The sequence below is a fragment of the Pseudarthrobacter sp. DSP2-3-2b1 genome (assembly GCF_049895945.1).
Taxonomy (GTDB): Bacteria; Actinomycetota; Actinomycetes; order Actinomycetales; family Micrococcaceae; genus Arthrobacter.
The window spans coordinates 1-11,606 of record NZ_JAFCTI010000014.1; the positions used below are offsets into that span (position 1 = coordinate 1).

An 11,606-nucleotide genomic window follows, 5' to 3' on the forward strand; every position below is an offset into this window, starting at 1 on the left:
TTATCAACAGGCATCGCCGGCTCCTTAAATCAACAGGTAATGAATGACTCACAACCAGCCTGACGGAGAGGGAGCGTTCCTCAGAACGGTGCAGGAAGTGAGAGAGCGTCCGCTGTGGGCGCAATTCCCCTCAGATTCCCCTAAAAACCCGTGATTTAACTCAAAAAGTCGCGGAAACACGCGGAATTTGCGGACCTCACGGGCCCAAGCTGGTAAGTTTTCGAACAGTGGCTTGCACGCATGCCGCGTTCAGGCTCCAGAAATCGTGACCGTCCAGGAGGACATCAATGGCTAAGAACCGTAGTGAACTTGTTTCAGAGGTAGCAGGCAAGGCCGGCACCAGCCAGGCAGCCGTCAACTCCGTCCTCGATGCACTGTTCGAGGTTTTCGAGACTTCCGTCGCCGCCGGCGAGAAGATCACCATCCCGGGCTGGCTCGCAGTTGAGCGCACCGACCGTGCAGCTCGCACCGGCCGCAACCCGCAGACGGGCGAGACCATCCAGATCGCAGCCGGCCACAGCGTCAAGCTGACCGCAGGTTCGAAGCTGAAGGCTGCTGTCGCCAAGAAGAAGTAGTCTTCTCAGCAACAACATGAGTGGAGCGGTGACCATGCGGTCGCCGCTCCACTGCTTTAACCGAAGTACCCCAGGACCGATTCGCCGGGTGGGCGCCGGTAGCGGACAATGGATAGGTGCCTTCCGCAGCAAAGTCCCGTCCCACAGCACCACAGCCCGCCCCTCAGCAGAACGGCGCGGGCACCCTGGGGATTTCCCGGCCGTGGCAGCTGGCAGGACTCGCAGCACTGTTTGTTGGCCTGGCAGTTGCTCTCCTGTTTTCGGGTGCAGCAGCAGCGCGTGAGGTCTCGGACCCCGGGGCGCTGGTCCGTTGGGGGCTTCCCGTCAGCAAGGCCATCCACAACGTTTCCTTGGCCACCGTCATCGGGGGGCTGATATTCGCCGTCGGGATCCTGCCCAGGACATCCGGACCCCGTTCCCGGCATCACGATGGCGAGGCGCCGGAGCACCCCGCGTTCGCGCGGGCCCTGGCGATCGCCGCCGCTGCCGGCGCCGCCTGGACGCTGTCCGCCATCGCCGTGCTGGTCCTGACGTATTCGGACGTGGCGGGTCAGGGGCTGTCCGGGGACGCCGAGTTCACCCGGGCCCTGGTGTTCTTCATGACGGACATCGAGACCGGCCGGGCATGGCTCACCGTCACCATCATCGCCGCCGTCGTGACCACCGTATTGTTCGGCGTCAGATCGCTCGGTGGCCTTGCGCTCACGCTGATCCTGACCTTGGTTGGCCTGGTGCCCGCAGCTCTGATCGGCCACTCGTCCAGCTCCTCGGACCACGAGGGCGCCATCAACTCCCTAGGCCTGCACCTTGTGGGCGTGAGCACCTGGGTTGGCGGCATCATCGTGCTGGCACTTCTTTCCGGGATACTAACGGGCACAAAGGCAGGAACCGCCGCGGACATCACCGAATCCACATTGAGGCGTTTTTCCGCCCTCGCCGGTTTCGCGTTCGTCCTGGTTTTCGCGTCCGGAGTGATCAACGCCAGCATCCGGATCACCAACTGGGGTGACCTCTTCGGTTCGGCCTACGGCCAGCTGATCCTCGTGAAATCGGCCGCTACCCTGTTCCTCGGCGGAATCGGCTTTATGCACCGGCAGTGGGTCATCCCCCAGCTTGGCCGTACGGGTGCGGCGTTCTCATCGCGCCGGGTGCTCTGGCAGCTGGTGCTCGTGGAACTCCTCGTGATGGGTGCTACCTCGGGAGTTGCCGTTGCCTTGAGCCGTTCGGCCCCGCCCGAGCCCACCAGCTTTGCCCCCGACGCTTCGCCGGCGTTCATCCTTTCCGGCTACGAGCTGCCTCCGGAGCTGACCCCCGAGCGCTGGCTTACTGAGTGGCGCCTGGACTGGCTCTGGATCGCTGTGGTCATCTTCGGCCTGGTGGCGTACATCCTCGGCGTTGCCAAGGTCCGCCGCCGCGGCGACAAATGGCAGTGGTTCCGTTCCGTTAATTGGTTGATCGGCCTGATGGTGCTGACGTACATCACTTCCGGACCGCCCGCGGTCTACGGCCGAATCCTCTTCTCGGCGCACATGGTGGACCACATGGCACTGACCATGGTGGCGCCCATCTTCCTGGTGCTCGGCGCCCCGGTCACACTGGCGCTCCGTGCCCTGCCGGCGAGGAACGACGGTTCACGCGGTGTGCGCGAATGGCTGCTCGTTTTCATCCACTCCAAGTTCTCGCAGCTGGTGACGCACCCCATCTTCGCGGCCGCCAACTTCGCCGGCTCCATCGTGCTGTTCTACTACTCGGAGGCCTTCGGGTTCGCAATGCGCGAACATGTGGGCCACGAGCTGATGATCCTGCACTTCGCCCTCACCGGCTACATCTTCATCCTGACCATGATCGGCACTGACCCGCTGCCCCGCCGGGCGCCGTACCCCATGCGACTGCTGCTGCTGCTGGCCACCATGGGCTTCCACGCGTTCTTCGGCGTGGCCATCATGGGAGGAACCAACCTCCTGGCCGCGGACTACTTCGGAAACCTGGGCCGCACCTGGGGACCGTCTGCGCTCCTGGACCAGCAGATGGGCGGCGCAGTGGCCTGGGGCATCGGTGAGGTGCCCACACTCCTGGTGGCAATCGGCGTCGCCATCATGTGGTCCCGCTCCGATGCACGCGAGACCAAACGGGTGGACCGGGCGGCCGACAGGAATAACGACGCCGATCTGACTGCTTACAACGATATGTTTGCCAAATTGGCTGAACGCGACGCCAAGCTGGCTGACCGCAATTCAAAGCTGGAAGGACGCTCATGAGCGAAACCGTACGCACGCAACACCGGGTCCGCGCCTCCGAACTGGTGGGCCGCAACTGGCTCAACACCGGCGGCAAATCGCTGGATCTGGAAGCCCTGCGCGGCAAGATCGTTTTGCTCGACTTCTGGACCTTCTGCTGCATCAACTGCCTACACGTCCTGGATGAGCTGCGCCCCCTCGAGGACGAGTTCTCCGACGTTCTGGTGACCGTAGGGGTCCACTCGCCCAAGTTCGAGCACGAAGCGGATCCCGTGGCGCTGGCCGCGGCAGTGGAGCGCTACGAGATCCACCACCCCGTACTGGACGATCCTGAGCTGGACACCTGGAAGGCGTACACGGCCCGCGCCTGGCCCACCCTGGTGGTCATCGACCCCGAGGGCTACATCGTGGCCCACCTCTCCGGCGAAGGCCACGCCGACGGCCTGGCCGTGCTCATCCCCGAACTGATCGCCGAGCACGAGGCCAAGGGCACGCTGCACCGCGGCTCCGGCCCCTACGTGGCCCCGGAGGCCACCTCCGGCACGCTGCGGTTCCCCGGCAAGGCATTGTTCCTCCCGGCAGGCCGCGGCGCCGCAATTAACAAAGCGTCCGACGGCGGCGCTTCAGTTGATGCCGCAGCCGCCCACGGCTCGTGGCTGGTTACTGACACCGGCCACCACCGCCTCGTGCAGCTCGGCACCGACTTCCACACCGTGCTGGCGACGTTCGGCTCGGGCACCAAGGGCCACGCGGATGGTCCCGCCGCCGCCGTCGACTCCGTCAAGCCCACCGCACAGTTCAATGAACCGCAGGGCCTGGTGCTGCTCCCGGAAGACCTGGCAGCAAAGACGGGGTACGACGTCGTCATCGCCGATTCCGTCAACCACCGCCTCCGCGGACTGTCCCTGGCGGACGGGACGGTCACCACGCTCGTGGGAAGCGGCGTGCAGCGCCTGCTCGAAACCGGGCCGGCGCGCGTGGACGAGGACGCCGCAGGTTTCACGGGGAAGCTCAGTGAGCACCCGCTGGAGGTTTCCCTCAGCTCGCCGTGGGACGTTGTCTGGTCCACCAAGCTCAACGCTGTGGTCATCGCCATGGCCGGTACCCACCAGATCTTCAGCTTCGATCCCCTCACCGGTGCCGTAGCGATCGTTGCCGGCAATGGGCTGGAAGGCCTGCAGGACGGCCCGGCCCACGAGGCCTGGTTCGCCCAGCCCTCCGGCCTGGCCGAGGACGCGGACGGCAGCATCTGGGTGGCCGATTCGGAGACCTCCGCGCTCCGGAAGCTGGCCATCGACGACGACGGCACGGTCACCGTGGAATCCGCCGTGGGCAAGGGCCTGTTCGATTTCGGCTTCCGGGACGGCGCTGCCGCCGACGCCCGCCTGCAGCATCCGCTGGGCGTCACAGTGCTTCCCGACGGCTCCGTAGCCATTGCCGACACCTACAACGGCGCTGTCCGCCGCTACGATCCCGCCACCAAGACCGTGTCCACGCTCGCGCGGGGACTGGCTGAGCCGTCGGACGTCATTGTGGACCACACCCAGGCTGCCGGCGCCGAGCCGCTGCTGATTGTGGTGGAGGCCAACAAGCACCAGCTCGTGTACGTGCCGATCCCCAAGGAAGCGCAGCAGGTGGACGAGGGCGCTGCCCAGACCCACCGGCCCAAGAGCCCGATTGCCCCCGGCCTGCTGGAACTGACGGTCCGCTTCACCGCGCCCACAGGCCAGAAGCTGGACGACCGCTGGGGTGATCCCACCCAGCTGAAGATCTCCTCCACGCCGCATGAGCTTCTCGTGGCCGGCGGAGGGACCTCCGTTGGATTGCTCCGCACGCTGGAACTCGCCTCGGACATCCCGGAGGGCGTCCTGCACATCACTGCCCGTGCCGCTGCCTGCGACGGCCCTGAGACCGAGGACGGCGAGATCCCGGACCACGCCGCGTGCCACCTCTACCAGCAGGACTGGGGCATCCCCGTGCTCATGACCAGCGACGGCGACACCGAGCTGGTGCTGGACCTGCGCGGAATGGACTGACCGGCTTTTCCGGCTACCCGCGACGTCGTGTCACGGGAGGCAGCCTCTTGCGTGCAGGCGACGGGGCTGCCCGCGGATTCCGGGGCCGCAGCGACGGTCAGCCGCCGAAAGCGTGCTCGGCGTGACGCAGGAAACGACGGAGGCGTTTGTCCACATAAAGGGAAAGTTACAGGCGCAGTCCCTCATCCCGGCGGCACGATGGGTCGCATGGATATCATCAAAGCCTTGGAGGTGTGCGGTGGGGCAGCCCGCCGCCCAATGCTGGGGCGGCTGGGAATCGACGACGCCTCGTTGCGCAGGGCAGTCCGTAGCGGAGTCCTCCTCCAGCCGGACCGCGGGCTGTATGCCGTCCCTTGGGCGCCCGCGGATCTTGTGGATCGGCTTCGGAACCGCGAACTTCTGACGTGTGCCAGCGCAGCGCCCCACTACCGGCTGTGGGCGCTGCCGTCCTCGGGTGCACCGCATGTGTATCACCGCCGGGCAGAATCGGTTTCCAGCGGCGGGGTCCACCACGCTGGCCTCCTCTTGCCAGCGGATCCCCACCGCCCGGTTGCGGCATTAGCGGATGTCCTCATCCACGCCTTACGCTGCCTGCCGTTAGCCGCGTCGCTGGTGATGGTGGAGTGCGCCGTTTCGAGGGGTGACATCACCGTGGATTTCCTGCGCCAGAGACTGCCGGGCAAGAGGAACGGCGCGGCCCGCGAGGTGTTGAGGTGGGTGGACCGGGGCGCGGATTCGCTCCTGGAAACCCTGGCGAGGACCTACTTCAGGCAGGCTGGTATCCGCGTGGAAGCCCAGGCGTACCTCCAGCGCGTTGGTTACGTGGATCTGTTGCTTGAAGGCTGGCTGGTGGTGGAGCTCGACGGCCGTCATCATTCGGACTGGGAGCAGGTCAAAAAGGACCACCGCCGGAACAATGAGTCCATATTCCAGGGTTACACAGCGCTGCGGTACTACTACGCGGACGTCGTGTACTCGCCCACGGAGATGGTTGGGCAGGTTCTGTCAGTCCTGGCCCGGCGCCGGTAGCGCCTCGTGGGCGTCCTCAGGGCCCGTGGCCGTCACGCTCAGCAGGCTTTTGGGGAGGCGGCGGAGAGCAAACCGCGGAATGTCAGGGCAGCTCCTGTCAGGGAGCACAAAAGCATGCCGTGCGTGACACAGGCTTGCCCAGTACGGCTACCCGGCCAGGGAACCCGGCGGTTAGTAGCTCAGGAGCGGGGTGACCTTGATGGTGTCGCCGGCGACGTCCAGGCGGGTGGTGAAGCTGAAGTCCACTTCTTCGTTGAGCGGGAACCAGGCGCCTGTGAAGGAACTCTGCTGGACGGCCTCCACCTTGGCCTTGCCGTCGAGGGGAGCCACCACCCAGCGGCCATCGAACGGCTCGATGGAGATCGAGGGGTACTCCGTGATGGTCCACTTGATGGTGCCGTCGTCCACGTTATTGGTGCTGGCGAAGTAGAAGGGGCAGTCCGGCTGCAGCTTCTGCTGTTTGACCGCCTCGGCAGCGCAGGCATCCAGGAACTCGTTCACTTTGGCGCCGACGTCTTTCCGCAGCTGCTCGGTGGCCTCGGTCAGCAGGTTCAGCGGCGCGGCGGGGACGTCGCGGGAGGTCACCGTGGCACGGGTGGCAGGGGCAGCAAAATATTCACCGTTCAGGGACGCTTCATATTCACCCGGGTAGAACACCGCAAACGAATTCCGGCCGCCGGGCATGTTTACCGCAACGCCGTTGAGGGTGGCTTCGCTGGCGTTCACCACGGTGGCACTCACTGTGGGCAGCTGCGACGGCACAAACGCCCACGTGCTGAAGAACAGCCATTCGGTGCCGGTCTTCTCCAGGATGAACTCGGTGCTGAGCCGGCTGCCGTCGATTGTGTACTGGACGGGCACCATCACCTGGTTCGCCGGCCGTTCCTCCGGATCCCCGATGGTCACGTTCGCCAGCCGGGAGGCGGCCGTCTGCAGGGCAGTCCCGTCCAGCATTGCGGCGTTGCTGGGAGGGACAGTGGCCCGGAGAAGGCCCAGCGCCTTTCCGCCGTCACCCGCGCTCAGGGCGTCCAGGTATTCCCGGACGGGCTGCTGGGGACTGGCCACGGTATTGTTCACCACGTTGATGCCAAGGATGGCTGCAGCCACAGCGAGCATGAGGCCCAGCAGCCACCCGGCCGCTATCCTCACCAACGCTTGACTCATCTGCATTTCCCTTACGTTACCTGCAAGCCCGCCGAACACAGGTGTAGCCGCCGTCCCGCTGGGCGGCGTGCGGCGGCCCAACCAGCGGCCTCACCGGCGGCTTTCCTGACGGCCGACGGCGGGCGGCCAGGCCCTGGGACATCGTACGGATGTGCCTGGATCAGACGCCTAGCGGCGGCGCCGGGATGAGGTGCCGAACACGCCGCGGAGCAGTTCCCTGCCGAGCTGGGTGCCCATGGACCGGACCATGCTCTTGAGGCCGCCGCCCAAGGCCCCGCCCAGAGCCCCGGTCAGATCGCCCATCAGGCCGCCGCCTGCGGGCGCAGCCGGTTCCGGTGCCTGCCGCCGGGGTGCACGCGCGGCCGGTTCCGCTCTGGTGGCGCGGTCCGGCGCCGGCGCCGGCCGGCTGCTGGGGCGGCCCAGGATTTCCTCTTCGATCCGGCGGGCCTCGGCATCGACGTCGGCCTGGCTGCCGCCTGCACTTCCGGGGACGGGGGGCTCGCCGGGCGCGGCCTCCCCGGTGGGCGCGGCGGCCTTGCCGTTGAGCTTCTCGTACGCGGAGACGTTGTCCACCGCCGTGCCGTATTTGGCGAGGAGGGCCGAGCCGGCCACCGTGCTCTTGATGAGTTCGTCCGTGCTGGGGCCCATCACGGATTCCGGGGCGCGGAGCCGGGTGAGCGCCACCGGCGTCGGCGCGCCCTTCTCGTTCATAACGGTGATGACAGCCTCGCCGATCCCGGCGGAGGTCAGGGTCTCTTCAAGGTCGTAGTCACTGACCGGGAACGTGGACACGGTGGCCTTCAGGGCCTTGGCGTCCTCCGGGGTGAAGGCGCGCAGCGCGTGCTGGATGCGGTTGGCCAGCTGGCCCAGAACGTCCGCGGGAACATCCTTGGGGGTCTGCGTGACAAAGAAGATCCCCACGCCCTTGGAACGGATCAGCCGGACTGTGGTGGTGATGGCGTCCAGGAAAGCTTTCGAGGCGCCGTTGAACAGCAGGTGGGCCTCGTCCAGGAAGAAAACGAGCTTGGGCTTGTCCAGATCGCCGGCCTCGGGGAGGTCCTCGAAGAGATCGGCCAGCAGCCACATCAGGAAGGTGGAGAACAGCATCGGCTTGGTCTGCAGCGTGGGAAGTTCCAGGCAGGTGACCACCCCGCGCCCGTCCGGAGCAGTCCGCAGCAGCTCGGCGGTATCGAACTCAGGCTCGCCGAAGAACTTCTCCAGGCCCTGTGCTTCGAGGTTGATCAGTTCGCGCAGGATGACGCCGGCGGTGGCCTTGGAGAGCCCGCCCAGCTCCTCCAGTTCGTCCTTGCCCTCGGCTGAGGTGAGGAATTGGATGACGGCGCGGAGGTCCTTGAGGTCAACGAGTTCCAGGTTCTGCTTGTCCGCGAAGTGGAAGATCAGCTGGAGGCTGGATTCCTGGGTGTCATTGAGCTCCATGACGCGGGAGAGCAGGATGGGGCCGAAAGAAGTCATGGTGGCACGGACCGGGATGCCGTTGCCGTCACCACCCAGGGCAAGGAACTCCACCGGGAAGGTTTTGCCGGCCCACACCTGGCCGATGCCGTCGGTGCGTGCGGTGAGTTTTTCGCTGCCGGTGGCCGCCGTGGCCAGGCCGGACAGGTCGCCTTTGATGTCCGCCAGGAAAACAGGAACGCCGGCGGTGGACAGCTGTTCGGCCATCATGTGCAGCGTGACGGTCTTGCCGGTACCGGTAGCGCCGGCCACGAGGCCGTGCCGGTTCATCATGGCAAGCGGCAGCCGGACCTGGGCTTCCTTGTGGAGTTCGCCGTCCACAATGGCGGCACCCAACTCGATGGTGGCACCTTCCAGGGTGTAGCCCTTCTGGATGGTGGCGAGTTTCTCTGCAGTGGATTTGTTGGCCATGCGGCTAGCTTAGCCGGGGTGCCGGAAGATCCTTGATGAAGGCGAGCGACTTAACCACTTCCGGATCCTCGTTGAGGTCGAACTGCGGCTCGTACCCGGACGTGAGATACAGGTATTTGGCTTCAGGCTGCCGGGGACCGGTGGTCAGGTAGACGCGCGTGTAGCCCCGGCGGGCGGCCAGGGCTTCAAGTTCGGCCAGTACCAGCCGGGCCAAACCCCGACGGCGGTGGGCGGAGTGGGTCCAGATCCGCTTGAATTCTGCCGTCCCCGGCTCGTAGTGCCGGAACGCGCCACCGGCGATTGAGTTCCCGTTCTCCTGGACCACCAGCAGCGCTCCATCGGGCCCCTCAAACTCCGACGCCGGGTACCGGTTCAGCTCGGCGGCGGCGGCACCGCGGCCAAAAAGATCGCCGTAGCGGGAGTCGTATTCCACGGCGAGTTCGTCCAGGAGAGGACGTACCCGGGGATCGTGCATGGGCAGATTCAGCACTGTCAATGCGGCAGCATCTAGGGGCGCGGGGGTGGCTTCGCGGATGACCGGGGCGCCGGGAGTAAAGGTTTCAACGTTCATGCTTCAGGTCCTTCCGGCGACGATGGGTTCGGCAGGTGCGTCCTGACCGGCCTGGTGCGCAGAAGCCAAACCCGCGGCGACGGTCAGGACCGTCCGGGCGAGGGCGTCATTTTCGCGGAACGGTGCGGCATTGGTGCCGGGCCGGGCAAAGGCCCCGGCTCCCCAGCCGGACGTCCCCGGGCCCACTCCGAACAGGCGGCAGGCGGTCCGTCCCTGCTGGTCCCGGAGCTCATGCTGTTCGGAGACAAGCAGCTTCCCGGTGGAGTGGATGCCATCGGCTGTGAGCAGCTGCTGTTCACTCGCCAGTCCGGACTGGTGCAGGGATTCCAGCAGCGGGTTCAGTGAGCGGGCCACGGACGTTGCGGGCAGGCGCGCTTCGATGAAAGCCTTGGCCCGGATATCGAAGCCGGTCTGCGGTGAGCCGGCCACGAACTCTCCGGTGGACTCGTCCGCACTGACGGTTAACCCCGGCCCCAGGAAGTGCAACAGCCCGGCCCGGTGGAGGGCCAGCATCTCCCGCAGCCGGCGGGGCGGCGGTCCGGAGTCGACGAAACTGAAGAAGCCGTGCCACCAGCCATGCACGGCCTGCTGGGAGCGGGCGTTAAGGCGATCCGCCGGGACCAGCCGGCCAAGCTCCATGTAAACCTTCAGCAGGGCGAGGAAAAGCGCCATGGTTTCCGGGTTGTCCGGACCGTCGCGGAGGGCCAGGTCGCGCTCAATGTAGGCCGCAACCGCTGCCTGGACCTCCGATGCGCCCGTGAACTGCCGCCCGGTGAACGGGCGGTCCAGCCGCTCAAGGTCAAGGTGCAGGGCGGGATCGGGCACGGTCTCCGCCACGAGTTCCTCCCGGGCGCTGCTGTACCAGCTGAGCTCCTCGAAGCGGGCGGCGAACTCCGCCCAGGACGCGCTCACCCGTTCCGGGCTCCCGGTAAACAGCTCGCGGTAGTAGCCATGGCCGGCTTCCTTGGCGATGAGCGACCAGAGGTGGTCCCGGAAGTCCAGCTCGGCGTGGCGTGCCAGCAGCGAGTCGAGGGCGCGGGCGGTGAAGAAGCGCAGTGGACCGGGCGCCTCACCACGAAGGGTTGAGGAGATCTTGGAATGGTAGGGCACCCCGCGCCGTGAACCGGCCCAGATTTTGGGCTCCCGTCCGGACGTGCGGTAGGTCAGGCCGCCGTCGGGCGTTTCCTCGAACCGGCCGCCGCGCCCTTCCATCAGCAGCACCAGCAGGTCCACAAACGCCAGCCCCATCCCGGCCACGATTACGTCCTGGCCCGGGGCGAGGGCTGAATAGTCGACATCGGTGGTGTAGCTGGGTGGAGCGTGGTAACCGCCATGCCGGGCGGCGAAGTCGGCCAACTTCGCCGATGCTGCATCAGGCCGCGAGTCCGTGTGGCCGAGTGCTGTGACCACGACGTCGGCGCGAAGGGTCCCGCCGTTGGCCAGCCGCACGAGGTGGGGACCGTCGTCGGACGCTGTGGTGGAAGGGGACGTACGGGCGGGCTCGATGGAGAGGGCAGTGGTGCGGTGCACCGTCACGTTTCCCCCGAGGGCGGCAGCCGCGCGGCGGAAAAACCACTCGAGGTACTGGCTGTTCAGCTGGCGGGTGGGGAAGGTGCCCCCGGTGAGGGACTGCAGCTGGTGGCGGAGGGACCGCGGAAAGTCAGGCACATCGGTGATGGAGCCGTCCAGGACCCCGGCGGCCCACCCGGCGAGGCCGGGACCGTCCACGGCAGGACCGCCGCACTCAACGGACGAGTCAGTGAACATGGTGACGTCCGCGGCTGTTGAGTTGAGCATCAGCCCCGGGTGCTGGCCGTACCGCCAGATCCGGCCGGAGCCCGGCTCGTACGGTTCCACCACATGGATATCCAGCGGGCCGGCGAACAGCGCGGGCCGGTTGGCAGCCAGCCGCTCCAGCACCCCTGCAGTGCGCGGTCCGCCGCCGACGAAGACGACGGACGGTGCGCTCGCTGGCATGGGAACTCCTGATCGGGACGGTGTGCTGGCAGTGGGTTGAGTGCCCATGCTAGGCAGCCGGTCCGACGGCGGTCGAGGGGCCGGTAACGCCCGTTAACTCCGCGTCGCCGGGCGTTACGGGACGTAAAAAACC

The 11,606-nt window shown here is 66.6% G+C and carries 8 protein-coding genes; 4 read left to right on the top strand and 4 right to left on the bottom strand.

Features of this window, described 5'->3' with window-relative positions; translation table 11 throughout:
• The first annotated feature begins 287 nt into the window (after positions 1 to 287).
• The 4 genes from ACP7AX_RS15825 (at position 288) to ACP7AX_RS15840 (ending at position 5,877) form a co-directional block, all read left to right on the top strand.
• On the top strand, positions 288 to 575 hold the full coding sequence (locus ACP7AX_RS15825) for an HU family DNA-binding protein (protein ID WP_056341443.1): 288 nt from the start codon (positions 288 to 290) through the stop codon (positions 573 to 575).
• Positions 576 to 691: 116 nt separating this feature from the next.
• A complete protein-coding gene (locus tag ACP7AX_RS15830; RefSeq protein WP_426227714.1) occupies positions 692 to 2,833 on the top strand; it encodes a cytochrome c oxidase assembly protein in 2,142 nt (713 codons plus the stop codon).
• Positions 2,830 to 4,848: an NHL domain-containing thioredoxin family protein gene (locus ACP7AX_RS15835; protein WP_426227716.1), complete on the top strand. Its 2,019-nt coding sequence runs from the start codon at positions 2,830 to 2,832 to the stop codon at positions 4,846 to 4,848. The genes ACP7AX_RS15830 and ACP7AX_RS15835 overlap by 4 nt, the downstream gene beginning before the upstream one ends.
• A 207-nt stretch (positions 4,849 to 5,055) precedes the next feature.
• Positions 5,056 to 5,877, top strand: a complete 822-nt coding sequence (locus tag ACP7AX_RS15840) for a type IV toxin-antitoxin system AbiEi family antitoxin domain-containing protein (RefSeq protein WP_426227718.1) — start codon at positions 5,056 to 5,058, stop codon at positions 5,875 to 5,877.
• A 171-nt stretch (positions 5,878 to 6,048) separates the two neighbouring features.
• Here the strand turns inward: ACP7AX_RS15840 and ACP7AX_RS15845 are convergent, their stop codons facing one another.
• The 4 genes from ACP7AX_RS15845 to ACP7AX_RS15860 form a co-directional block, all read right to left on the bottom strand.
• Complete coding sequence (locus tag ACP7AX_RS15845) at positions 6,049 to 7,041, bottom strand: hypothetical protein (RefSeq protein ID WP_426227888.1); 993 nt, start codon at positions 7,039 to 7,041, stop codon at positions 6,049 to 6,051.
• A 168-nt stretch (positions 7,042 to 7,209) separates the two neighbouring features.
• Positions 7,210 to 8,925 carry a helicase HerA-like domain-containing protein gene (locus ACP7AX_RS15850; RefSeq protein ID WP_426227720.1) on the bottom strand — a complete coding sequence of 572 codons (1,716 nt, stop codon included), beginning with the start codon at positions 8,923 to 8,925 and terminating at the stop codon, positions 7,210 to 7,212.
• A 4-nt stretch (positions 8,926 to 8,929) separates the two neighbouring features.
• Positions 8,930 to 9,496, bottom strand: coding sequence for a GNAT family N-acetyltransferase (locus ACP7AX_RS15855; RefSeq protein WP_426227722.1), 567 nt, complete (start codon positions 9,494 to 9,496; stop codon positions 8,930 to 8,932).
• Positions 9,497 to 9,499: 3 nt separating this feature from the next.
• Positions 9,500 to 11,473 (bottom strand): FAD/NAD(P)-binding protein, encoded by a 1,974-nt coding sequence (locus ACP7AX_RS15860; protein WP_426227724.1) that lies wholly within the window; start codon positions 11,471 to 11,473, stop codon positions 9,500 to 9,502.
• Positions 11,474 to 11,606: the final 133 nt, after the last annotated feature.